This window comes from Glaciecola sp. SC05 (assembly GCF_041380235.1).
GTDB lineage: Bacteria > Pseudomonadota > Gammaproteobacteria > Enterobacterales > Alteromonadaceae > Glaciecola.
In genome coordinates, this window is record NZ_JBGIYY010000011.1 from 112527 (window position 1) to 135756 (window position 23230).

Below are 23230 nucleotides of genomic sequence, written 5' to 3' on the forward strand. Positions count from 1 at the left end.
TTATTCACTTAACAGGACAACAGGGAGCTTCGAATGAAAAGAAGTTATCTTAGGTCAGCAATTAAAGCGGCCTTATTCATACCTACAGCAATGCTTGTGGCTTCGCCAACTATGGCGCAGGACGCAAGTGCAGATCAAAATGTCGAAGTTATTGAGGTCAGTGGACTGGTTAGCAGTTTAAAACGATCTTTTTCTGACAAAAAAGAAGCATTAGGCGTATCTGACGGCATCTCAGCAGAAGATTTGGGTAAATTCCCGGATCAAAACGTTGCAGAGTCTTTACAACGTATTACGGGCGTATCAATCGACCGTAACGGTGGTGAAGGGCAGTTAATCTCGGTTAGGGGCTTTGGCCCTCAGTTTAACCTAGTGACTGTTAATGGCAGACAGATTGCTTCTGAGCGCGCAGGACGAGAGTTTAGTTTTGATACCCTAGCGGCAGAGCTTATATCGGGTGCAAACATTTTCAAAACCTCGATGGCAGAAAATCAAAGCGGTGGTATTGGCTCGGTAGTTAATTTGACCACGGCTAAGCCTTTTGATTTAGACGGCTTTAAAGCCGTTGGCAGTGTTCAGGGCACTTACGATTCGTCGTCTGAAGAATACACACCGGAGTTTTCTGGTTTAGTTAGTAACGTATTTATGGAAGGCCGTTTAGGGGTCTTGGCATCTTTGTCTGTTCAAGAGCGTGATGCACAAATAAACCAAGCGGATACGCGTGGTTTCTATCGTGTTGATCGCATCGCGACGAACGACTTTGACGCGGCAACAGGCGCGGGTAAAGAAGAGTTCAACGTGTATGTTCCGCGTAACTTAGACTTAGTTTCTAACGTTGAAAAAAGAAAACGCACCAGCGGTACCCTTGTATTTCAATTCGCTGCAACTGACGAATTAACCCTTGAACTAGACGGTATGTACTCTAAGTTTGAAGTTGACTCGCAAGTAAGCAACTATGCCAACTGGTTTACACCGGGTAACTTCCGTGATTTCCAAGTTGACCCTGACACAGATACTGTTGTGTTTTGGTCACATAACTCAGCTGTTGACCCTAGCGGTGGCGGAGCGGGTGCAACTGACTTTGTTCAGCAAGGTTTAGACAGAAATGTCGAAATTCAAGGCCTTGGCTTTAACGCAGACTGGAATCTTAGCGAAGCGTTTAACGTCAACATTGATATTTCAACCTCTTCAGCTGAAGATTTATCAGGTGATCAGAGTCGTGTATTTACCGTAATGGGTTATCCAAACGGCTATACATATGACTTTACCGGTGGCGGTGCGTTACCTAGCTTTGCCAGTGATGGTATTTCTGGTCCGTTTACCCAAGCGGATGCCAGCAAACTGCGGTCTCACTATGTTGAGCGTGGCGGCGATGAGCGTGAAGATGAAATAACTGAAATGCGTGCTGATTTCACATACACGCCTGACAGCGATACATTCACACGCATGAAGTTTGGTGTATATTCACAGCAAAGAACCAAAGCAGCTCGTATATTCCAGTCTCCTAGTTTCCCTAACTGCTTCTACTGCGGTTATGCGAGCGACGTGCCAGATGACCTTGCTACTTTAGTTACGCCAAATAATTGGTTCCCAGGTATCCCTAGTTCGTTCTTCGGATATGATGTTGATGCATATTTGTCGTTCTTAGAAAGTGATTCAGCAATTACCGCACAAAGTGCAGTCCGAGGCGAAAATGCCGCCGACAATATTGCAGCTTTTGCAGCACTTAACGGTTATACGCCGGTTGAATTAGGCACAGGTTTTGAGATTGATGAAGATATTCTTGCAGTTTACGCTGACTTTATCTTCCAAGGTGACTTAGGCGATGTTCCATGGACTGCTAATTTAGGCTTCCGTTATAGCGAAACGCAATCTACAGCAACGGGTTTGCAAGATACCTTAGTGGATATCCGCGAAAACCCACTAGACGGTACCATTCTTGACCAAGTATATATCGAAGATGCATCTGGACAACGTCAGGTGTCGACGATTGCTATCTCGAATGACTATAGCAACCTTCTGCCCAGCCTAAATGTTAAGTTTGAGCTAGAAGAAAACATGTTATTACGTTTTGCATATTCAGAAACCTTAACGCGTCCGACTATGTCGAGCATGCGTCCGGTAACGAATATCGGCACAACTCGCCCAGGTATTTTATTGGCGGCAGGTGGTAACCCTAACCTCCAACCGTTCTTGTCTACTAACTGGGATGTGTCTTATGAGTGGTACTATGCTGATGCAAGCGCAGTGTCTATAGGTATATTCAGTAAAGAAGTTGATGGTTTTATTACCAACATTACTGCTCCAGAGACATTTAACTTACAAAGCGGCGCATTTGTGTTTGACGTAAACCGTCCTCGTAACGGTGAAACGGCCAAGGTCGACGGCCTCGAAATGGCGTGGACACATCTGCACGAAAGTGGTTTTGGTATTCAGTTAAATGCGACTATCGTAAACAGCGATGCAGAAGTTGATACTAGCAACACCGCGCAAACCTTTGCTCTTGAAGGTTTAGGTGATTCGCAGAACATCATTTTCTTCTATGAAAACTACGGATTTCAAGCTCGTGTAGCCTTCAACAACAGAGAAGCTTTCTTGCAGACCCTGAGTAATGGCGATACTGGCGAACCAGAGTTTGTAGGCACATACGGACAGTGGGATTTAAGCGCAAGCTACGAAATCAACGAAACCTTCTCAGTTTTCTTTGAAGGCATTAACGTAACTGACGAGTTTACAGAGAAATATGGCCGTATTCCTAGCCATTTCACTGAGCAAGTCAGAACCGGTGCACGTTATGCGGTGGGTGTGAGAGGTTCTTTCTAAACCCTGCATTTGATAGTTAAAAAAGGGGGCTTTGTCCCCCTTTTTTTCTCTGACTATTTTGCGTAGTCTATGAACAAATTCAACTGTGACAACTTTTACTAACGGAGTGATTTTTGTCAGTATTAACTAAACATGTGGTGATTGTTGGCGGCGGCACAGCCGGTTGGTTAACAGCATCATTACTCGCCAAACAACATGGTCAATCTGTAAAAATTACACTGATTGAATCATCGACTATTCCTACAGTAGGGGTAGGTGAAGGTACATGGCCATCCATGCGCATGACCCTTCAAAAAATAGGTATTTCTGAATCTGAGTTCATCACCAAATGCAATGCGACCTTTAAACAGGCAAGCAAATTTGTAAACTGGATAGCCAATAGCAATGATGAATATTACCATCCGTTTACCGCGCCAGTTGGAAATGGCAAAATTGATATTGCTGCCTATTGGCAAGATCCAAACTTTTCACAATCTTCTTTTTGTGATGCAGTGACGTTTCAATCGATGCTTTGTCGCGAAGGCATTGCGCCTAAGAGCATTGCAAATAAAGAATATGAAACAGTGGCTAACTACGGCTATCATCTAGACGCCGGGAAGTTTGCTGAGCTACTTAAAAACCATAGCGTTGAAAACCTTGGGGTTGAGCATCTGATTGGCAACGTTACCGCTGTTAAACAAGATCAGCACGGCAATATCAGGGCTATTGACACCGACACTGTCGGGGCAATCGAGGCAGAGTTTTTTGTAGACTGCAGCGGATTCAAATCACTTCTGTTAGGCGAAGCGTTAAAAGTCCCCTTCATTGCTAAAAATGACATATTGATGTCTGACACCGCATTGGCGATGCAAGTGCCGTATGAAAACCCGCAACAACCGATTGCTTGTCAAACCATTTCAACGGCGCAAGAAGCCGGTTGGATATGGGACATTGGCTTGCAACAGCGCCGCGGAGTAGGTTATGTCTATTCGAGTCAATACGCTAGCGAAGAGCAGGCAAAGGCCACGCTGAAAAAGTATGTTGGCCCACAAGCCGATGCGCTTACTATTCGTAAAATCGAGTTTAAAACCGGCCATCGAGAAATCTTTTGGAAAAATAACTGTGTCGCGGTGGGTCTCGCTTCAGGTTTTTTAGAGCCTCTCGAGGCGTCGGCGTTAATGCTGGTCGAAACTTCAGCAAACTTTATAGCGGACCAACTGCCATTAACCTCAGACGAAATGTTACCTATGAGCCGACGTTTCAACCAAGTGTTTCAGGCAAAATGGCGGGGTATTATCGACTTTCTCAAACTGCATTACGTGCTCAGCCGCAGAGAAGAGCCATTTTGGCAGGCAAATAAAGCACCCAGCAGTATTCCTGAGTCCTTATCGGAGCTGCTTGCTTTATGGAAGCATCGCTCACCTAACGAGTATGACTTCTTACAAAACTACGAAGCCTTTAGTGCCGAAAGCTATGCATATGTATTGTATGGCGCGGGCTTCAAAACAGACTTTTCACTGGCAGCGCATTTACATAAGCAAAGCGAACGCGCGCAAAAATACTTTAAGATGAAGCAACAGCAGTCTGAGCAACTTGCTTACAGGTTGCCGCGTCATCGAGAGTTGATTGATCAAATCACTCAGCAAGGTTTTGCCAAGATTTAATAATACATACTATCGGGTAAATAATAATAATGAAAAATGCCGTTCCTCTAAATAACACTGCACACAAAAACGTAAAAATTACACCGCGTACAAGTTTTACTGATGTAGCAGATAAGAATTCGATTGCTTTGACTGTTGACGAGCTCTCTGCCGCGGCTAGTAGTTTTCCCATCGTATTCATAAAAGACGCTAGTACTGGCAGTTTCCATTGCGTAGCTTTATTTGTGTTTGAAGGCACTCAAAACCTGTATTGCTCTCAAAACAACGAGCATTGGGAAGGCGTGTATGTGCCGAGCAGTATGCGCAGAGAGCCGTTTTCTTTGGGCCCCGACCCTGATCAAGACAAAACACTCATGATCTATATTGATGAGAGTAGCGCGCAATTTAGTAAAACCGACGGTAATGCTTTATTTGCAGAGGACGGCACCGAGACAGGGTTTTTAAAGAGCATCAATGCTCAGCTATCGGAGTATTTCAATTCAGAGTTGTTATCACAAAACTTTGCTAGCACATTATTAGAAAAAGATTTACTGAAAGAAATTGAGCTGTTGATTAAGTTTGACTCTGAGCGTACAAAGCGCGTAAAAGGCCTATATACCATTGATGAAGACGCGCTTAACAAGCTTGATGAAGAGACGGTTCTGGCTTTTTTTAAGCAAAACTTTTTTGTGCCTATTTATTCAATGCTCAATTCCATTACGCAGTTCAATCGATTGTTGCGACTGCACAACAATGTTAGCTCTGAGAAGATAGTAAGCCTCAATATGCGTGCAGCCGGTGGTGAAAAATTATGAACGACCAACTGATACAAATTATGGTGTTCTTGGGCGTTACTATCGCTATCGCCTTTGCCACCTATATGCATTGCAAGGGTAAAGGACACCGAGAAACTAGCCAAAATAAAGAGTATTTTTTAGCTGGCGGTGGCTTGGCTTGGTATTTTGTTGCAGGCTCCATCACCCTGACCAACCTTAGTACCGATCAATTAGTAGGCATGAACGGCAATCAGATGGCACTTTTGGCGTTGTGGGAGTTTTCAGCGGTCGTTGGTCTTATCATTTTAGCAAAAGTCTTTTTACCGGTTTACTACAAATACAACTGCACTACCACTACTGAACTACTTGAGAAACGCTATGGTGATAAAAATATCCGTGCGGTGATCAGCGTGATGTTTTTCCTTGGTAGCGCCTTGATTTTTTGTCCGGCAGTGATTTATACCGGCTCTTTGTTCATGCAAACTATGTTTAATGTAGACATACCCTTGATGTATATCGCGGTGGCGTTTGCCGCGGTAGGTGCAATGTACGCAATTTTTGGTGGCCTGCGTGCGGTTGCTGTCTCCGATACGTATTCTGGCGTTCTGCTGCTTGGTATGGCGATAGTTGTGGTGTTATTAGCTCTAGCGGCCATTGATTATGACTTTTCAGGCATTCCCAAAGAGCGTTTGACCCTAATCGGTGGAAACGATTCGCCTATTCCTTGGCATACGCTGCTAACCGGTATGATCTTCATTCAGATGTTTTACTGGGGAACAAATCAGGTCATTACCCAACGAGCGATGGCCGCTCCTAATCTTAAAGAGGCGCAAAAAGGCGTATTTGCTGCGGCAGGAATAAGGCTGGTAATTGTGCCAGCAATTATTGTTGTCCCGGGCATTATCTCTTACAAGCTTTATGGCGACATTGGTGATGCGGCTTACGGTCAAATTGTGGGCGATTTGTTACCCTCTTGGTTGTCGGGAATTTTTGCAGCAGCAATGGCCGCTGCGGTGCTTACCACATATAACAGTAACCTTAATTCAGCCACTGCTCTGTACGTATGTGATATTCACGAAGCGTACATTAACAAAACGCCAAACGTACAAAGACTCAGCGGCTGGGTAACGGCAGCGCTAACCCTAATTTCACTCGCATTGGTGCCGGTATATGCGCAAGCCGACAGCATTATTAATTTGTTGCAGCAGCTCTATGGTTTATTAAGTATGCCGATTCTATCGATATTCATCGTCGGCTTGCTATTTAAAGATGTGCATGCGAATGCTGGGATAGCTGCAGTAATATTTGGTGTATTTCTATATGGCGCGATGTCGTTTGAGTTCTCGCCTATTCATCAGCCTTTTGGTCTGCATTACATTCACTTGATGTTTATTACGCTAGTTTCGTGCGTTTGCGTTGCGCTGCTGATCAATAAAGTAGTGTTTAAGCAGTCGGCCAGTTTGTCATGGGCAAATGATGCGGTTTTATAATGGTGTACAGATAACTTTCTGTATCAGTAGCAACAGCGCTTATTGCGATATCAATAATTATTAATGGAATATTGTCACTATGAGTGTGAGTAATTCAGCGTTTAGACGCCGCAATCCGCTGACAGGGGAGTGGGTGTTGGTTTCTCCACACCGCAATAATCGGCCATGGTCGGGGGCGGTTGAAGCGGTCTCGCAAGACGCCATCCCAAGTTTTGATGCCTCATGCCCTTTATGTCCAAACAACACTCGTGCAAACGGCGAGCAGAATCCTGATTATGATACGACGTTCGTTTTTGGTAACGATTTTGCAGCATTAACCGCAGTACAGAGCGACAACAATGTTGCCTCAGATTTATTTTTCCAACGCTCTGCTACCGGATTAGCCCGAGTGATTTGTTTTTCGCCTGAGCACAACAAATCCTTACCTCATCTTAGCAAAGAGGGCATGTTAGCGGTTGTAAATACTTGGCGCTCGGAATATTTAGAGCTCAGCAAACGTTTTCAATGTGTGCACTTATTTGAGAACAAAGGCGAGATAATGGGTTGCTCACAGCCGCATCCGCACGGTCAAGTATGGGCGCACGATCATCTTTCTACCGAAATTGAAAATGAAGATACTCGCCAACGAGAATATTTTGAAAAACACCAATCACCAATGTTGCTTGACTATGCCAATGCAGAAATAGCAGACGGAAAACGAGTTGTCGCGGTAAATGACGACTGGCTAGTAGTTGTGCCTTACTGGGCCAAGTGGCCGTTTGAAACGCTGTTGGTATGCCGAGCCCCCGTGCCTGATTTTAATCATCTATCAAATCAACAAGCTGCATCATTAGCAAACATTACACAACAATTGACCATTAAGTACGACAACGTATTTAACTGCAGTTTTCCATATTCGATGGGTTGGCACAATGCACCCGCGACAGAAAAATCATCATCTCACTGGGTGTTACATGCGCATTTCTACCCGCCTCTTTTGCGCAGCGCATCAGTGAAAAAGTTCATGGTGGGCTATGAAATGCTGGCAGAAAGCCAGCGTGATCTGACGCCTGAACTGGCCGCAGACATTTTGCGCCAATGCGATGATGTACATTACTTAACTAGGACGTAAATTATGTTTGAAAATTCGCTGGCGCAAGCATTCTCCAGCCACTTTAAGCGGCCACCACAATTCTCAGTTTCAGCGCCTGGTCGTGTTAATCTGATTGGCGAGCATACTGATTACAACGAAGGATTTGTGCTGCCATGTGCATTGCAATATAAAACTAATGTTATGGCTGCAAAACGCAGTGACAGTATTATTAATGCTTTTTCGCTGCAATATCCTGAGGCAATAGAGCATTTCGATTTATCTCAGCCTATCGAGCACGGTTTATACCCCTGGGGCGATTACTTGCGAGGCGTGGTCAATGAGCTTCTTAAGGCTGAACACGTTATTAGCGGTATGGACATTGTTATCTCAAGTAACGTGCCACAAGGCAGTGGATTATCGAGCTCAGCGGCATTTGAAGTGGCGATCGCTGGCCTATTTAACGAGGCCTTTGGTTTAGGTTTATCAGGGCCGCAAATGGCGCGCATTGGCCAACTCGCAGAAAACAACTTTATCGATTGTCAGTGCGGTATTATGGACCAACTTATCTCCGCTGAGGCCCAATTCCATTCTGCACTGTTAATTGACTGCCAAGATTTGTCTACCCGCCCGGTCGCGATCCCAGATGATTTGGCACTGCTGGTGATCAATTCTAACTACCCCAGAAAGCTTGCTGACAGTGAATACAATGAGCGTCGCTTAGCCTGTGAATTAGCTGCGTCTACCATGGGAATTAGCAGCCTCCGCTCGGCGACCATGACAACTCTTGATGCGGTAAAAACGCAGATATCCGATAAAGTTTACCGACGTGCCAAACATGTAGTCACCGAGAATGCGCGAGTATTGAAAGCGGCCGATGCCTTGCAAACTGGTGACCTAAATACGCTTTACAGCATCATGCATGAGGCACACCTATCACTCAAACATGATTTTGAAATTACCGTGCCGGCAACTGACGGCTTAGTCGATATCTGTATGCAGGCGCTCAACAACAAAGGTGCTTGTCGGCAAACCGGGGGCGGTTTTGGTGGAGCGGTGATTTGCCTGTGCGCAAAAGAAGATGTGCAAACGGTGATAGATGCCGTAGAGGCTAAATATTATCAACAATTTTCATTACATGCAGACATACTAAGATGTGAGCCGCATAGAGGTTTAACGGTAGAAGCATTGGATAAAGTAGCCTAGGATCTGGCTTGGGCTCATAGTCTATCAGCAGTGATTTATTCTGCTGAGGTTTCGACTCGGTTGCGACCATTGTGTTTACCGATGTAGAGGGCTTTGTCGGCTCTTGCAATGGCTTCTTTGAATTCTTCATTGTGTTTGACTTCAGAAACTCCCACTGTAACGGTCGGTTTGGCAGTGTTGCTAAGTTCAGCTTGCCATCCATATTGCTCAATGGCCTTGCGTATATGTTCTGCCTGGTCCTGGGTTTTTTCGAGGTCTGAGCCTGGTAAAACGATCAAGAACTCCTCGCCGCCCCATCGCGAAATGAGGTCATACTCTTTGAGTTCGTTTCGCAATATTTTTGCTACTGTAGTTAAGACTTCGTCTCCAACGTCATGACCAAAGCTGTCATTAACAGACTTGAAATGATCAATGTCAATTAGCATCACGCCAATGTTGTCTTTAGAGCGGTTATACTTTTGAATTTCGCGGTTAACCAAAAATCGCATGTATCTGCGATTTAGCAGTTCAGTTAATGAGTCGGTTGTCGCCATCACATGGAGCTTCTGCTGCGCCTTCTTTACGGTTTTAATATAGTAAAAGGCTAGTGAACAAAATAATAAAAATACCACACTCAAATTGAATAAATTGACGAATCTTAGCGCATCGGGATGAATCGGCTGGATAGGTTCGAAAACCCATCCTAAGCTGCCCAAGCTGATACAAAAACCGAAGAATGCTAGCAGAGCCATGCGCGCCGTATTCGTTGGAAGAGTTACGCACAGTGCAGGAATAAAAATGAAAAAGAAATATTGAAATCCGCTTCCCCAACCAATTAGTAAAGTCCCAAGAGTCGAGTGGATAACGACTTCAGACCAAATAAGTGTTGCTCCTAGCTTATTTTTTCTGTTTTTAATCGCATAAAAGGCAGAGACATACATCAGCACGCTAAATACATTTACCCAAGCCAGTATGGGAGAGCCTAGATAATAAAATATAATGAAAAAGCCAATGTCGATTACTCCCGCAATCTTAACGGCTAACATAAGCACGCTCCAAAATTGAGGGCGCTTTGTGCTTTCTTGGCTAGTGGGCATGTCTAAGGCTGAATGATTCATATCGTTTTCAAGCTCGGTCTTGAAGATGAATATCGGCCCAGTTGTTCAAACCTTTATGTGCAATAGATTGCTACTTTTTATATATTCTCGGATTAGTGTTTCGCCGCCGACTCAACAAGACGGCGATTTAAGCTTGAATATTGTTTAGCGAGCTTGATGATAAATACCGGTCTACATCAAGCATATTTGATCAAGCGAACAATCGATTTCAAGCGCTGTTGATCTTTAAGGTGTACGCAACACCCAGTCAGTTGAAAAGCACACACTTGTAGACTACTCTTTTTAATACATCTCCTTTGCGTTTATCAATGATGATTTTTAACAATACGCCATGCTAAAAATACCCAAGCTTTTTAGAATCACCGCAATTCTTTGCTTTATATTATTTTTTAGCAGTTGCAGCGAGAACAAAACCGAAGAAAACTTTAGGATCACCTTGCGCCTTAGCCATGTCTTCAATGTCAATGAAGAATTGGCCAAATCAATTGAACTGGTCGCCCAACGCATTCATCAAAAAACCAATGGGGCCGTCAGAGTTCTTACTTATCCAGGGGCGCAAATAGCAGCCTACAAAGACGGTGTCGAGATGGTTGTTCGCGGCGCGCATTTCATATCGGTGGAAGACCCTTCGTATATTGGCGACTACGTACCTGAATTCACCGCGCTTGTTGGTCCGATGCTTTATCATAATTTTGACGAGTACATGGCAATTATCAAAACGCCAATGGTTCAAGGGTGGGTTAGCAAGCTTGAAGACAAAGGTATTAAAGTGTTGTCGCTGCAGTATATTTTTGGCTTTCGCAATGTGATCACCGATAAAGTCATTATCACACCAGAAGACTTAGCGGGTGTGAAGCTCAGATCTCCGGGCAGTAATCTGTTTATTCAAACCATTAACGCTATGGGAGCTAACGCAACACCACTGCCATGGGGAGAAACCTTTAGCGCATTGCAACAAGGCGTGGTGGACGGGCTCGAAGGCTCCGAGTTTACGAACTTAGGAGCCAAGGTATATGAAACCGGCAAAAAAAATGTCGCGTTTACCAATCACTTTTTAGGCACGTGTGGAGTGTATATATCCACCGAAGTTTGGGCCAAAATTCCCCAGAGATACCAAATTATCATCGCCCATGAGTTTGAATATGAAGCCGAGCAAATGATCAATAAGTTAAAGCGTGAGCACGCTCAGGTGATTAAAGATCTAGAGGACAAAGGGGTTAAATTTAATGAGATTGACCGCGCTGCGTTTGAGGCCAGAACCATTCATTTGTATGACGGTAAGTTGCCGGGCGTCACAGTAGAAATGTACGAGCAGATTCAAGCTGAGCTCAAAAAAATTCGTGCGAAGGCTAAGCAATGATTGCAGGGCTTAAATACTTTTTTAGATACCTAGAAGAAATTCTATGCAGCGTGTTTTTGGTCACTATGATCGGCTTGGTTATCCTGAATGTGTTGTTACGCTATATTTTTGGCTATTCAATATTTTGGGCAGAAGAAGTTGCCACGATCTGTTTTGTTTGGTGTGTATTCGTCGGCGCGAGCGCTACTTATAAGCATAAAATGGATATGGGCATCGACTTGCTGATTACAAAGGCGCCGCCGCGTATAGAAAAAGGTATCCGTTTTATAATGGCGCTAACGCTGTTGGCCATTAACGGATACATTTTTTATATGGCCATTATATTTACCAAAATTGCCTGGGCAAAACCCACTGCGGTTTTGGGGATAAGCTCAGCGGCAGTCAATGCGGCGCTTGTCGTAGGCTTTGGTCTGATCACTTTTTATACTCTGAGGTTTTTATATCGAGATATTGTGACGTATATAAAAAGGCCGGCAACCTTATGATTTACCTGCCTATTCTCCTGGTATTTATCCTTTATTTTTTAGGTATACCGATTGCCTATGCGCTGTTCGGCTCAGCCATTTTTTACTTCACCTTTTTTGATGCAGGTATGCCGCCCGATTTAGTGCTGCAGCGGTTTATTACCGCAGCGGCTTCTTTTCCTTTGCTGGCGATCCCGTTTTTTGTAATGGCCGGTTCGGTAATGAATTATTCAGGAATAAGCCGCAAGCTAATGCAGATGGCAGAAGTCCTGACTGGGCATTTAGTGGGCGGTTTAGCGCAGGTAAATGTGGTATTGAGTACTTTTATGGGAGGGGTATCTGGTTCGGCAAACGCAGATGCCGCTATGCAAAGTAAAATTTTGGTGCCGCAAATGGAACAACGCGGTTATAGCCGAGGGTTTTCAGCCGCCATTACCGCAGCGTCATCTGCTATTTCTCCCGTGATACCTCCGGGCATCGTTATGATTATCTATGCCTTAATTGCACAGGTCTCAGTTGCCGAGCTGTTTGTGGCTGGCTATGTACCTGGCTTGATTATGGCAGGCGCCTTAATGTTCACGGTGACGATTATTGCCCGTAAACGCAAATATAAACCTTCACGAGATAAGCGCGCAAGTTTGGCCGAAATAGGCGCTCAGTTTAAAGCATCTATTTGGTCATTATTGCTGCCCTTTGGTGTGATTCTGGGTTTACGATTTGGACTATTTACCCCTACCGAAGCAGGCGCAATGGCGGTATTGGCGTCAATACTCATTGGTATATTTGTTTATAAAGAGCTAAAAGTTAGTCATATTAAAGCCATCTTGCTAGATACCATTTACGGTACTGGCACGGTTGTGTTGATTATTGTTGCGGCATCCGTGTTTGGTTACTATTTAACGTGGGAGCGGATCCCTCAAGAATTTACTGCCATGCTGCTGGAGTTCACCTCTAATAAATACATGATGTTGGCCGTCATTAATGTGTTTTTGTTGATTATTGGGATGTTTTTAGAAGGGGGGGCAGCCCTGATCATTCTTGCACCATTGCTCGTGCCGGTTGCGGTTGCTCTGGGAATCGATCCGGTGCATTTTGGTATGATCATGATTGTTAATATTATGATAGGCGGCGTTACCCCTCCATTTGGTTCCTTGATGTTTACCACTTGCTCCATAACCAAGGTGCCTGTTGCGGATTTTATGCGCGAAATCTGGCCGTTTATCATTGCACTGATTATTGCACTAGTCGTTATCAGTTATGCCCCAGCGCTCGTGCTGTTTTTGCCTAGCTTGATGTAACCAGCTAGGCATTAATTTTTATAGTTGCGTAAGGGTTGAGACAGCATCTTTGATGTTAGCTAACTTGCTGCTATCAAGTGAGCAGAGCTCAAACTGCCGCTTATCTCTAGGGGGTTTTAGCTTCCATCGTCATACCGGTTGAAAAGCGATCGTCAAAGCCTTTCCAAGGAGCAGGTTTTTCGCCGTCTACTGGTATTTGATTGGATGAGCCTCTAATGCTCAAATATTCACATGCCTTGTCATTGCTCTTAAGGTAGCAATCCATGGTCGCCAAGATAATATGTTGATTAATCAATGCCAGGGTCTCAGAGTTCCAGCTTGATTCATAGTAATGGCCTATATCTAACTCGTTGCTATAAGCGGCCTTTGGTGCAGGGTGGTGAGCAATATTGTGGCGAGCCTCATGATAGGTCAGTAGGTAGGTACTACTGAAGCTATGGTTGTCAAACATCCAGCGAATACCGTCATACCCCGAAATATCATCTAAATCGCCTGAAATATAAATCGTTGGGACGTTTACGCTGGCCAGCGACTCTGCTGAAAACAGCTTATGTTGACCGCCCCAAGGTGCAAGAATAGCGGCTGCCTTCCAGCGAGGATCGGTACCGTTTTCACGGTTTGCAGAGCAAATGTTTAGTACAGAAGCAAGCTGAGTATTGGCAGTTTCATCTTCTGAGCCCGACAAGCCCGCAACAAATGGCGCGGTAAAGTCATAGCATGCACCAATCGTATTGATTGCCCCAAAGCCACCCATCGAATGCCCGATAACGCCAGCGCTACTTGCGTCGGCAAGCTCTGCGAATTCAGAATCGCCAGTTAACCAGTCTAGGGTAAATTGTTGATCCCGTGCTCGGTTCATTAAAGTACTTAGAAACCCTGCGCCAGGATTAGTTGCAAAATCGATGTCGGCATTTGTTGAACCAGTATGATCAATACCAACGGCAATATACCCATGCGACGCTAAATGCTCGCCAATGTGAAACATGGCGGTGCGATAGCTTGTGTAACCGTGCGAAATTACTACAACAGGGAATACTGATTCTTTGTCGTTCAAAACGGCAGCGTCTCTGACTGCATCAGCTTGAATAGAAAAGGTAAAGCCAGAGCGAGTTTCGTCCGTGTAATAAGTTTTTTCGGCATCACTGCTGCTGGTCGGATACCAAACTTCTAAGGTAAGACTGCGTTCTAGCTCAGTTGGGTCAAGGGGGTTAAGGTGCTTATCGTTTACCACTGTAATGGTTTTTACACCAACGGCAAATTGACCGCGTTTGCTTAGCTCTGGAGTGACGTCATCAGGAAGCCCAGAAAATAACTGTTCGGGTGGCGTTTGAGTGAGTGCAGAAGATGTAAAAAATGACAGTGCAAAAAGTAAAATAAAGCCTCTCATGAGTATCCTATTGTTTGATTAACCTAGGTGCAGGTTAGTTAATTGACAAAGAAAACGGCCTCATTGGATTACTGCTCGGTGATCACCGCAATCATCATTTTTGTTAGCATTTGCTTAATTAAATCAAACGCTATTTCATTTTGTTTTTGCACAATTGCGTCAAACACCTGCGTGCATGTCGACACGTTTGAAAAGTTAATTCCCTGCATTCTGTTTGAGTATCGTGAAGTTACTCGTAAAGCGGTGCTCGTAAATTCAATTAATTGAATGAAAAAACGATTGTGCGTTGCTTCAAACAGCGCGGTAATAAACGCGATATCTGCATCTAAGACATCGTCTAGGCCGTTTTCAGCATCACGCATTCGGTCAAGCGCCTTGCGCAACTCTACAATATTCTCAGGTTTGGCATGTTTTGCTGCCAAGGCTGCAGCCTGTGGATCAGTTACCAACCTCATTTCAAAAAATTCGCGCAACAAATCAAGGGTCGGTTTACTGACCAATATCCATTTGAGTACATCAGGATCGAACATGTTCCAATTGCGCTCAGCTTGAATTCGTATTCCTTGTTTAGGTCTAGAGCGAATCAAGCCCTTCGCAGAGAGCATCTTTACGGCTTCTCTTGTCGAGCTTCGGCTTACACCAAAGCGTTCACATATTTCCGCTTCTGAAGGCAAAGCCTCAAAAAAATCACCGCGAATGATCGCAAGTCCAAGAGTATGGGTCAGATTTTGAGTGATATTTAGGGGTGAAGATTGCTTCATTAACAGTGACTTAAATTGCGTAATTCCAATTAATCATATAAATAGCATGAAACTGACTGTAATGTCACTAATCCCGTTTTAGTATCTTCCCTCAAATCCCTCTTATTCTGGAAAAATATCGCGAAAATGAATATCTGATAAATTTTTGAGTCGTCTCGCAGTTTGCTCCGGCGTAAAGTCACTGGCAATAAACCTTTGTGAACCAAACATACCGAGTTGATTACCGACTACTGGCGATATTACCGCATATACATTGCTCGTTTGCGCAGAGGCCCATTCAATTGATAGCTCAACAGAGGCCATCATTAAGTTGTCGTATCGGGTAGATAACATAGCCATGATGTTGGCTAGGCTGCTGACTTGGTCTGTGCTCATGTTAGCAAGATTGCAAAGTGGCTTTTTAGCCAACAGTATGGTTGAAAACGGGTCATGCTTGTTATTATTTGGCACAATTAGCTGCCAATCGTTATTCTCACAAACCTGAATGGCGTGCTGGTCACTGTAATTATTATTGTCAGTAAAATTTACCCGACCGGCAAAAAGGGTCTCAGAATGAGTTTGGTTCATCCATTCGGTGATTACGGCAATACGGGCTTTTCGAGAAAGCTCTGCAAACGTCTTTAAGCCAACATTCAACGATATCTTATTGTCTTGATAAGCCGGTGGCTCATTGTCGATGTTATGGCGTTGTGCAAAATGTAAACCTGTATTCATGCTATACCTCGCGTAATTTATTCACGATTATTCCCTAATTAGGGTATGCGATTACCCAAATGTTTTAAATGGGAAAACATTAAAATTTAAATTTTAAAACGCATATTAAAAATAAATTTAGTAAAAACATTAGTTTGCATTTAATTATCAACTCTCTTTTGTTATTTAAATATTAAGGAAAGTTGGGAATACTGACTAATATTAACAAAACCTTTACAATAGGGTATACGCTTTCCCTATTTTTGCAATTAAAAAAATGAATTACTTGCATTAAATTGTAATTATTATAATGATTAAAACTTAAACGCAGTTGGCGGTGTTCGGTAACATGCTGGTGTCTTTCACTCAGGGTTAGATTAAAAATGGCGACAATGAAACAAATAGCAGATGTGGCGGGGGTATCCCAAGCTACGGTCTCCCGGGTTATTAATGAGGGGCCTAAAGTCGGTTATGCTACTCGTCAGCGCGTTAAAGACATCATCAAAGAGCTTAACTATCGCCCCAATGCAAATGCTAGAGCCCTTGCCACCAGCCGCAGCGATACTGTGGGCGTGGTTGTAGCCGACTTATATGAGCCATTTTTTGCGGCCCTGGCGCACGGTGTTGATACCGTAGCTCGTAAGAACGGCACGCAAATATTGATTAGCGGCGGCACTATCGGAGAAGAAGCTGAGCGTAAAGCCATCGATACCCTCCTTGGGCACCGCTGCGATGCAATGGTCGTTCATAGTAAAACTTTAGAAAATGAAGAGCTCATTGGCTTAGCTAATATGGTACCGGGTTTCGTTTTATTAAATCGCTTTATTCCAGAAATAGCAGGACGCTGCGTTTGGTTAGACAACCGAGCTGGCGGTCGCCTGATGGCCGAATATATGATTCGGCAAGGGCATCGCAAGTTTGCGGTTGTTTCAAGCGGATTTCCTATCGATGACCCCATTCATCGTATTGAAGGTATACGAGATGCCTTAAGTGACGCCAATATTGAATTGCCTGATATGAATATAGAGCATGGCGCACCTAATCAAGAAGGAGGCGAGGCCGCTATCCAAAATTTGATGTCAAAAGGGGCTGACTTCACAGCCGTCTTGGCATACAACGATGCGATGGCTTCTGGCGCTATGACGATGCTCATGGATCATGATATTGAAGTGCCTAGGCAAGTCTCGGTGATTGGTTACGATGACATTATATTAGCGAAATACTGTAGGCCTAAGTTAACCACTTTGCGCTATCCTATTGAAATGATGGCCTCAAAGGCAACGGAGTTAGCATTGCAATATGCGCAAGGAGTAACACCTCCCGTCAATGAGACATTTAAATTTCAACCGACGGTAGTCAAGCGTGACTCAGTGGCGAGAATATAAATAATGAGTGTTTACTGAATAGCTTATTAATGAGCGCACAATTGAGAGAAGTTTAACGAGCTACTTTGCCTAAAGATATTAAATTGAAGTATCCATCACGTCTGATGTCGGTGATTTCAGCTCGAGCGCCTTGCAATAAAGCCCGGTTTTCGGTAACCGCTAAATACGCCGCGTCAAAAATCACATACACACCATCGTTTTTGGCTTTTTGTAAGCTAGTAAAAATACCTGCAGACTCTAGGGCCGAGTCGGTATCTATTATTACTTCTACACTGCCAAAGTTATGCTTACCCGGGCCGATATTGAGCGCTTCTACTTCAGCAATCACGTAGTATTCGTGAGAATATTCATGCGCTTCTACGACCGGCTTACCGGGGTCGAGCTGCATTGGCTTTGAAACATGTTTAATTAAGCCCGCGCACCTGATCACAGTATCATTGAAGATATCTTTTAGTTCATTGATCTGTCTGGTGGTTATTTTGGACATATACTGCGCTGCTTGTTTGTTATGGAATATATGTCGGCAGAAACCGAATAAATGTGAGCACAAGCTTGCAATTATATTGGATTAATTCGTTCACAAATGTGGCTTAGCAATGGCATTGAGAGGCAAAATTTAAGCGTGACATACGTACAGTGAATTGAACTAAAATTAGATGTTGGGGTTAATAAGCAATACCACTATGCAAATAAAGTAGATAAATAAGGACAAAGTAATGCTAAGTAAACTCAAAGAGTTTTTTACCAAAGAGCTTGAAAGCGATAGCGCAGAGTCTAAGCAGGAAAAGCTACAACAGGCTTGTGCAGCACTTTTAGTGGAGGTTATGCGCGCCGATTTCGAACAAACTGAACAAGAAAGACATAAAGTTCAGGCCCTGCTGCAAAGTACCTTTGACCTCAGCGACGAGCAGCTCAAAGAGTTGATGGAAGTGGGTGAGCAGGGTGGTGAAGACACGACCTCTATGTATCCGTTTACTTCTCTGATTAATGAGCATTATGATTATGACAAGCGCGTAAACCTAATAAAGCTTATGTGGAAGGTTGCATACGCTGATGGTAACTTAGACAAATACGAAGATAACATTATTCGTAAAGTCGCTGATTTACTCTACATTAGGCATAGCGATTTTATTAAGGCCAAGCTTGCTGAAGAGCGGCGTCATTAATACTGGTGGCGATATTGTTAGCCACATTTCACCTTTTTAAGAAAAAGGATTAACGACACATTATGAAATCTATAGTACTCATTTTACTCATAACAAGCTTTGCCAGCTTGAGTTACGCGAAGACTTTACGATTATCTGAGCCCGTTGCTAGTGATGCAACAAGCGAAACCTTTGGCCTTGTATTTGACACCTCACTGCCAAATATTGCGCTATCACAGCTAGATAGTTCGCCAAGTAAACACCTCGAGCAAATGTTCACCTTAGAGGCTCCCATTGCCAAAGTTTGCCAAAAAAAGGGCTGCTTTTTTATTATCCAATCCGAAAACCGCGTTTTCAGAGTGTCATTTCGAGACTATGGGTTTTTTATTCCTACCGATAGCAGCGGCAAAAATATTGTGTTGAATGGTGAGTTAGTGCAAAAAGAGCTTACGCCTGAACAGGCTTCGCATTTCCAAGCGGACTTACAAGTCGATACCGATAGTATTCGCGCTGGATTAGTATACGAAATAGTTGCTGACAGTATTCGTATTCCAAGTGCTTAGCGCGCAATTAAAATCTTTGAATTTTGCAGTGTTTGGTAGCAAAAACCACGCTTGACTATCTATCAATAATTCAATTTATAAGAAATAATTGTGGACGTTAATTCGTACCATCTTCAAGCCGCTTGAGTTCTTTTTCGATTTCGGCCTGTCTGGCTGTCTCAGCAGCTTCTTTCGACTTGCTAAGTGCTTCTTTGAGCTTTTCTGCTTTTAATTTTTCATTTTCGGCTGCAACTTTTTCTGCTCTTTCTTTTTGTTCGCGCACATTTTTTTCGAACACTCTATATTCGTCATTATAGTCATCGATGGTGACGTTTTCGCCGCGTAAACAATCGTCTCTAGCCATCTCGATATATTGATCACAACGCGCCATGCGCTGCTGTTGCTCGGTCATCTCTATACCTCTAGACATGCAGCCTGTGAGCAACAACACACAAACGAAAGTACACATTACTCCAGCTTTTTTTGCATCATGTTGCATAAGGTAATCCTAAGTGTGTTTTAATGAACCTACGCTTAACAGTGTAACGCAAGACGATAATGATTTTGCAAAGCTTGCTTAATTATTACTTACCTCAGCTTTGCTGGTTCATATTGTTACAAATAAAAATATCCTGAACCTACACCCTTATATATACTCTTAACAAGTAACGACGCACTTTTAGCAACATAAGGCAGAAATTGCATCATGAATTTACACGCAAAATTTTCAGTGCTAAAACTTCCTCACGCTTTGCCATTCACAGTAATTGCTTTGTTAATGAGTTATTCGACGTTTTCGCAAACTCAGTCCTCTCAAGAGTTTCCGGTTTCTGCTTATGAGTGTACGCAGGTCAGTCTTGATGAAATCGATGAGTCTCTGTTAACCAGAGAAGAGCGTATAGCAAGGTTAGATATGACTTTGAGCGATTCGATAGACAGCTATACCAGTTGTGTCAATACCGTTCAAAATGATATGTCAGGTGGTGGCGGCGGGGGTGGAAAAGGCGCAGGTACAGGAACTTCTGCTGGCGCTGGACAACAAGCGGGCCAAGCAAATCAGGCGGGTCAGGCAGACGCGCCCGAAGAAAATAATCAGGCCAGCGGTGCCCCACAAGCCGGCTCCGCGTCCTTGCCTACCGAAAATCAAAGTTCTAGTCGGGTTCAGCGGGGAATAGTTGCACCAAAAGACAATGATAGTATTATTTGCAAATTACTGTTTGATGAGATTCAAAAAGCCAGCGGAACATCTGCCGCTGGGCTTGAAAAACAGTACAGAGATTACCAATGCGGAAATTAAAAATATTTAGGAGTATCCATTAATATGCATTTGTCTAAATGGTTAAAGTTGACATGGAGTAAAAGCGCAGCGCTATTATTATTAAGTGTTGTGCTTGCTGGCTGTCAATCAAGCTCCAATAATTCAAAAGGTCCATTGCTAGTAGGCCCTAATGCACCTTCTGCGAATGAGCAAAGCGGCTCAACAAATCAAAGGTTGCAAAATGCCTCTATCTTTTTAGATGTGGCAGTGCCGACATTTGATCCTGGTTTTCCCATAGACAGCAGCACCGGTGAAATTGACTACGCCGAGTTAGATGACGAAGGCATTTGGCCACAGTTGAGACGCACTGAGGCCAAGTTGTTTGCGATTGAAACAAAAAATGCCTTGCAGCGAGAAAAAGTGTTTGGTTCTGTAGTGGTGGTTCCCGACGCCAGCACCCCTTCTGACCTATTCGTATTGGGCGGCATCACCCATTCTGACAGTGAAGTAGTGGGCGCCAGTATCACGGTAGTTGATAGCTCAGGCGAGATTTGGGGTCAAAAAGATTTTGCCCACGAAGTTTCAGCTAACTTTTTTAGAGACCAACGCAACAAAAATAAAAACCCATACGAGCCTTTATTCAACGAAATTAGCAGTTATGTTGTTGAATTATTAAAAAAATTAGATGCAGACGAAAAGCAGCAAATAAAGAATATGTCGCTGATGCGCTATGCTCGCTATTACAGCCCCGAGGCTTTTGGTCAATATATTGAATCTGATATAAAACGTAAAAACGGACAACGATACTATAAATTTGAACTAACCGGCTTACCGGATCAAAACGATCCGATGTTAAGACGTATCGAAGAGCTGCGCGCTCAAGAACTGTTATTCATAGACCGCTTGCAAGACCAATATGAGGTTTTTGACGCTGAAGTGGGCCCTTCTTATCAAACGTGGCAAGAAGAAACACTGCCTGAATTAGAGGCTGCACGAAAAGCGGCCATGAAACGCAACGCAAGCGCAGCATTAGGCGTAGGCTTGGGTGTGTTGGCGGCAATCCTGTCTAAAAATAGTGGATCGAGTGCTGGTCAAGTCGGTGCAGTGTTAGGCGGCATTGGCTCAGTCGTTGCTATCAACGAAGCTTTTAAATCCAATTCTGCCATGAAGGTACACAATGCGGTCATTGAAGAGCAAGGCCAAGCCGTAGACTTATCGGTAGGCCCAACCGAAATGGAATTTGAAGACAACACAATAGAATTGCAAGGCACGGCCACTGAGCAATATATGCAATGGAAAACACATCTGCGCAAAATATTTGAATTGGAGAGTACGCCCGATACGCAACTCTGAGTTTAGCAGGTCGTACAAAAGCAATTGATACAGGAAAACAGGCTTGTCTGAACAATTTGAAAACGCGTCACCAGACGCCTACATACAAGAGCAGCAGCGACAAAGAGCACAGACCCTAAAACGCGGAGCTTTAATCGTCGTTGCTTTGCTTGCTGCTGCGATTGTTATTGGCGGCGGTATTGCTCTGTCGACGAAGAACTCTGACATTGACCATAATGCAGACAGTGCTGCTGAGCTCGAAACCTCTTTTAGCTTAGTCGAACAAGAGGCCGCTCGAGAATCGTTCAAACAGGCCCTTGCGGACTTCGAATCTAAGATTTCCCCAAGCCTCGATGCAATAGCGCAAGGTCAATGGCAGACTCAGCAGATTGACGATTTACAAAAACGAAAAGAGCGCGCTTTAGCCCTTTTTGCAAATGCTGGTTTTATGCAGGCCTTGGGTATTTTGAACGGGGTGTCAGCGGATGCTGAGGCACTAATTTCTGATTGGCATCAGGCCTATGAGGGTAAACTCCTCGAAGCTCAGCAATTTTATACCAATGAGCAAATACAGCAGGCGCGCTTGGCACTTGCACAGGCCGATAGAATTAAAGCCAATACACCTGAAAGTCAGACTTTGCGTGCGCAGCTAAGTGCCTATGATCGCGTGCAAAACTACCTGAGCGAGCTAGCTGTCGCTCGCGTTGAAAACAATCTTGAAAAGCAAGTGGCTTTGATGCAGCAAATAATCAAAGCCGATCCTACCCGACGAGACTTACAAGGGCCCCTACAAAACGCGCTGTCCAAGCTAAATCAAAAACGTTTAGCCTTTGCTTTAGGTAAGGCACAAAGTGCATTAGAAAGCGGCGATATCAGCGAAGCAAAGACCTATATTCAACAGGCTGAAATTATTCAACCTAGTGCTAAAGGCATCACCGCATTGCGCAACGAATTGGACTCGCGTCTGGCAAATCAAAGTCTTAACGATATTAAGTCTGAATTGACGCGACTGCAGGCTGCCGACGCATGGCCACAGGTATTGAGCTTAGCCGAACGCGGCATCAGTCGTTTTTCCCGCGACGCTCAGCTTCAGCAGACCCGTTCGCAGGCTTCTGCCATACTGGATGCCCAGCGCAATATTGAGCGCTTTATCGCCCGTCCTGATCGCTTGGCAGAAAAGAATATTCGAGAGGCTGCGCAAAATGCTATTCAGGCTGCTATCTTGATGCTCTCTTCGTCAGGAACGCTGGCCCAAAGAGCGCAAACGCTGGCAGCTTATATTGACCAATATTCCACAAAAGTATCGGTTACGGTTATATCAGACGGAAAAACGGATATTTCAGTAGTGGGCACTGGCGTAGTCGGTCGTATTGATAGCAAAGTGATCGAACTAAGTCCTGGGCGCTATACCTTTGAGGGTAAGCGTGAAGGGTATCGCAGCAAACGCATTGATGTTAGCGTCGACATTGATACACCGATAACAGTATCGTTGGTGTCTGACGAAAAAATTTAGAGATAAGCATTG

The 23230-nt window shown here is 44.0% G+C and carries 21 protein-coding genes; 15 read left to right on the forward strand and 6 right to left on the reverse strand.

What is annotated here, in order from left to right; translation table 11 throughout:
• Positions 1 to 33: 33 nt before the first annotated feature.
• The 6 genes from AB9H30_RS11595 (at position 34) to galK (ending at position 8983) form a co-directional block, all read left to right on the forward strand.
• Positions 34 to 2820, forward strand: a complete 2787-nt coding sequence (locus AB9H30_RS11595) for a TonB-dependent receptor (protein WP_371194830.1) — start codon at positions 34 to 36, stop codon at positions 2818 to 2820.
• Between the two features lie 113 nt (positions 2821 to 2933).
• Positions 2934 to 4463, forward strand: a complete 1530-nt coding sequence (locus AB9H30_RS11600; protein ID WP_371194831.1) for a tryptophan halogenase family protein — start codon at positions 2934 to 2936, stop codon at positions 4461 to 4463.
• A 29-nt stretch (positions 4464 to 4492) separates the two neighbouring features.
• Positions 4493 to 5257, forward strand: a complete 765-nt coding sequence (locus tag AB9H30_RS11605) for a SapC family protein (RefSeq protein WP_371194832.1) — start codon at positions 4493 to 4495, stop codon at positions 5255 to 5257.
• Complete coding sequence (locus tag AB9H30_RS11610) at positions 5254 to 6708, forward strand: SLC5 family protein (protein ID WP_371194833.1); 1455 nt, start codon at positions 5254 to 5256, stop codon at positions 6706 to 6708. The genes AB9H30_RS11605 and AB9H30_RS11610 overlap by 4 nt, the downstream gene beginning before the upstream one ends.
• Positions 6709 to 6787: 79 nt before the next feature.
• Positions 6788 to 7819 (forward strand): UDP-glucose--hexose-1-phosphate uridylyltransferase, encoded by a 1032-nt coding sequence (locus tag AB9H30_RS11615; protein WP_371194834.1) that lies wholly within the window; start codon positions 6788 to 6790, stop codon positions 7817 to 7819.
• A 3-nt stretch (positions 7820 to 7822) separates the two neighbouring features.
• Complete coding sequence (galK, locus tag AB9H30_RS11620) at positions 7823 to 8983, forward strand: galactokinase (protein WP_371194835.1); 1161 nt, start codon at positions 7823 to 7825, stop codon at positions 8981 to 8983.
• A gap of 35 nt (positions 8984 to 9018) precedes the next feature.
• Here the strand turns inward: galK and AB9H30_RS11625 are convergent, their stop codons facing one another.
• On the reverse strand, positions 9019 to 10080 hold the full coding sequence (locus tag AB9H30_RS11625) for a GGDEF domain-containing protein (protein WP_371194836.1): 1062 nt from the start codon (positions 10078 to 10080) through the stop codon (positions 9019 to 9021).
• Between the two features lie 331 nt (positions 10081 to 10411).
• On the opposite strand from AB9H30_RS11625, the gene AB9H30_RS11630 reads away from it, so the two are divergent.
• The 3 genes from AB9H30_RS11630 to AB9H30_RS11640 are packed head-to-tail and all read left to right on the forward strand — an operon-like array spanning position 10412 to position 13202.
• Positions 10412 to 11440: a C4-dicarboxylate TRAP transporter substrate-binding protein gene (locus tag AB9H30_RS11630; RefSeq protein ID WP_371194837.1), complete on the forward strand. Its 1029-nt coding sequence runs from the start codon at positions 10412 to 10414 to the stop codon at positions 11438 to 11440.
• A complete protein-coding gene (locus tag AB9H30_RS11635) occupies positions 11437 to 11925 on the forward strand; it encodes a TRAP transporter small permease (protein WP_371194838.1) in 489 nt (162 codons plus the stop codon). Before AB9H30_RS11630 ends, AB9H30_RS11635 begins: the two co-directional genes overlap by 4 nt.
• Positions 11922 to 13202, forward strand: coding sequence for a TRAP transporter large permease (locus AB9H30_RS11640; protein ID WP_371194839.1), 1281 nt, complete (start codon positions 11922 to 11924; stop codon positions 13200 to 13202). Before AB9H30_RS11635 ends, AB9H30_RS11640 begins: the two co-directional genes overlap by 4 nt.
• Before the next feature lie 106 nt (positions 13203 to 13308).
• Here the strand turns inward: AB9H30_RS11640 and AB9H30_RS11645 are convergent, their stop codons facing one another.
• The 3 genes from AB9H30_RS11645 to AB9H30_RS11655 form a co-directional block, all read right to left on the reverse strand.
• Entirely contained in the window at positions 13309 to 14589 is a 1281-nt protein-coding gene (locus tag AB9H30_RS11645; RefSeq protein ID WP_371194840.1) for an alpha/beta hydrolase family protein, read from the reverse strand.
• A gap of 68 nt (positions 14590 to 14657) precedes the next feature.
• Complete coding sequence (locus AB9H30_RS11650; protein ID WP_371194841.1) at positions 14658 to 15350, reverse strand: FadR/GntR family transcriptional regulator; 693 nt, start codon at positions 15348 to 15350, stop codon at positions 14658 to 14660.
• A gap of 102 nt (positions 15351 to 15452) precedes the next feature.
• Complete coding sequence (locus AB9H30_RS11655) at positions 15453 to 16064, reverse strand: hypothetical protein (protein WP_371194842.1); 612 nt, start codon at positions 16062 to 16064, stop codon at positions 15453 to 15455.
• A gap of 362 nt (positions 16065 to 16426) precedes the next feature.
• Here AB9H30_RS11655 and AB9H30_RS11660 point away from each other — a divergent pair, with 362 nt between their 5' ends.
• Positions 16427 to 17428 carry a substrate-binding domain-containing protein gene (locus AB9H30_RS11660; RefSeq protein WP_371194843.1) on the forward strand — a complete coding sequence of 334 codons (1002 nt, stop codon included), beginning with the start codon at positions 16427 to 16429 and terminating at the stop codon, positions 17426 to 17428.
• A gap of 52 nt (positions 17429 to 17480) precedes the next feature.
• Here AB9H30_RS11660 and AB9H30_RS11665 read toward each other — a convergent pair whose 3' ends face one another.
• Positions 17481 to 17915 carry a hypothetical protein gene (locus AB9H30_RS11665; RefSeq protein WP_371194844.1) on the reverse strand — a complete coding sequence of 145 codons (435 nt, stop codon included), beginning with the start codon at positions 17913 to 17915 and terminating at the stop codon, positions 17481 to 17483.
• Between the two features lie 229 nt (positions 17916 to 18144).
• Between AB9H30_RS11665 and AB9H30_RS11670 the strand changes: the two genes are divergently transcribed.
• Both AB9H30_RS11670 and AB9H30_RS11675 read left to right on the forward strand, forming a co-directional pair.
• Complete coding sequence (locus AB9H30_RS11670; RefSeq protein WP_371194845.1) at positions 18145 to 18594, forward strand: TerB family tellurite resistance protein; 450 nt, start codon at positions 18145 to 18147, stop codon at positions 18592 to 18594.
• A gap of 62 nt (positions 18595 to 18656) precedes the next feature.
• Positions 18657 to 19136 (forward strand): DUF4920 domain-containing protein, encoded by a 480-nt coding sequence (locus tag AB9H30_RS11675; RefSeq protein WP_371194846.1) that lies wholly within the window; start codon positions 18657 to 18659, stop codon positions 19134 to 19136.
• Between the two features lie 97 nt (positions 19137 to 19233).
• On the opposite strand, the gene AB9H30_RS11680 is transcribed toward AB9H30_RS11675, so the two are convergent.
• Entirely contained in the window at positions 19234 to 19614 is a 381-nt protein-coding gene (locus AB9H30_RS11680; RefSeq protein ID WP_371194847.1) for a hypothetical protein, read from the reverse strand.
• Between the two features lie 207 nt (positions 19615 to 19821).
• Between AB9H30_RS11680 and AB9H30_RS11685 the strand changes: the two genes are divergently transcribed.
• Genes AB9H30_RS11685 through AB9H30_RS11695 form a run of 3 tightly spaced genes read left to right on the forward strand, consistent with a single transcriptional unit; the run spans position 19822 to position 23218 of the window.
• Positions 19822 to 20412: a hypothetical protein gene (locus AB9H30_RS11685; protein WP_371194848.1), complete on the forward strand. Its 591-nt coding sequence runs from the start codon at positions 19822 to 19824 to the stop codon at positions 20410 to 20412.
• A gap of 24 nt (positions 20413 to 20436) precedes the next feature.
• The gene (locus AB9H30_RS11690; protein ID WP_371194849.1) at positions 20437 to 21726 is read left to right on the forward strand and encodes a hypothetical protein; all 1290 of its coding nucleotides are present in this window, start codon (positions 20437 to 20439) and stop codon (positions 21724 to 21726) included.
• Between the two features lie 43 nt (positions 21727 to 21769).
• Positions 21770 to 23218 (forward strand): hypothetical protein, encoded by a 1449-nt coding sequence (locus tag AB9H30_RS11695; RefSeq protein WP_371194850.1) that lies wholly within the window; start codon positions 21770 to 21772, stop codon positions 23216 to 23218.
• The last annotated feature ends 12 nt before the right edge of the window (positions 23219 to 23230 follow it).

What these genes read in the sequence shown, in the direction of transcription:
- AB9H30_RS11670 (WP_371194845.1), top strand. Translation starts at nt 18,145, where the DNA reads ATGCTAAGTAAACTCAAAGAGTTTTTTACCAAAGAGCTTGAAAGCGAT.
- AB9H30_RS11610 (WP_371194833.1), top strand. Translation starts at nt 5,254, where the DNA reads ATGAACGACCAACTGATACAAATTATGGTGTTCTTGGGCGTTACTATC.
- AB9H30_RS11645 (WP_371194840.1), bottom strand. Translation starts at nt 14,589, where the DNA reads ATGAGAGGCTTTATTTTACTTTTTGCACTGTCATTTTTTACATCTTCT.
- AB9H30_RS11665 (WP_371194844.1), bottom strand. Translation starts at nt 17,915, where the DNA reads ATGTCCAAAATAACCACCAGACAGATCAATGAACTAAAAGATATCTTC.
- AB9H30_RS11650 (WP_371194841.1), bottom strand. Translation starts at nt 15,350, where the DNA reads ATGAAGCAATCTTCACCCCTAAATATCACTCAAAATCTGACCCATACT.
- AB9H30_RS11660 (WP_371194843.1), top strand. Translation starts at nt 16,427, where the DNA reads ATGGCGACAATGAAACAAATAGCAGATGTGGCGGGGGTATCCCAAGCT.
- galK (WP_371194835.1), top strand. Translation starts at nt 7,823, where the DNA reads ATGTTTGAAAATTCGCTGGCGCAAGCATTCTCCAGCCACTTTAAGCGG.
- AB9H30_RS11680 (WP_371194847.1), bottom strand. Translation starts at nt 19,614, where the DNA reads ATGCAACATGATGCAAAAAAAGCTGGAGTAATGTGTACTTTCGTTTGT.
- AB9H30_RS11635 (WP_371194838.1), top strand. Translation starts at nt 11,437, where the DNA reads ATGATTGCAGGGCTTAAATACTTTTTTAGATACCTAGAAGAAATTCTA.
- AB9H30_RS11675 (WP_371194846.1), top strand. Translation starts at nt 18,657, where the DNA reads ATGAAATCTATAGTACTCATTTTACTCATAACAAGCTTTGCCAGCTTG.
- AB9H30_RS11615 (WP_371194834.1), top strand. Translation starts at nt 6,788, where the DNA reads ATGAGTGTGAGTAATTCAGCGTTTAGACGCCGCAATCCGCTGACAGGG.
- AB9H30_RS11625 (WP_371194836.1), bottom strand. Translation starts at nt 10,080, where the DNA reads ATGAATCATTCAGCCTTAGACATGCCCACTAGCCAAGAAAGCACAAAG.
- AB9H30_RS11690 (WP_371194849.1), top strand. Translation starts at nt 20,437, where the DNA reads ATGCATTTGTCTAAATGGTTAAAGTTGACATGGAGTAAAAGCGCAGCG.
- AB9H30_RS11685 (WP_371194848.1), top strand. Translation starts at nt 19,822, where the DNA reads ATGAATTTACACGCAAAATTTTCAGTGCTAAAACTTCCTCACGCTTTG.
- AB9H30_RS11655 (WP_371194842.1), bottom strand. Translation starts at nt 16,064, where the DNA reads ATGAATACAGGTTTACATTTTGCACAACGCCATAACATCGACAATGAG.
- AB9H30_RS11630 (WP_371194837.1), top strand. Translation starts at nt 10,412, where the DNA reads ATGCTAAAAATACCCAAGCTTTTTAGAATCACCGCAATTCTTTGCTTT.
- AB9H30_RS11595 (WP_371194830.1), top strand. Translation starts at nt 34, where the DNA reads ATGAAAAGAAGTTATCTTAGGTCAGCAATTAAAGCGGCCTTATTCATA.
- AB9H30_RS11640 (WP_371194839.1), top strand. Translation starts at nt 11,922, where the DNA reads ATGATTTACCTGCCTATTCTCCTGGTATTTATCCTTTATTTTTTAGGT.
- AB9H30_RS11605 (WP_371194832.1), top strand. Translation starts at nt 4,493, where the DNA reads ATGAAAAATGCCGTTCCTCTAAATAACACTGCACACAAAAACGTAAAA.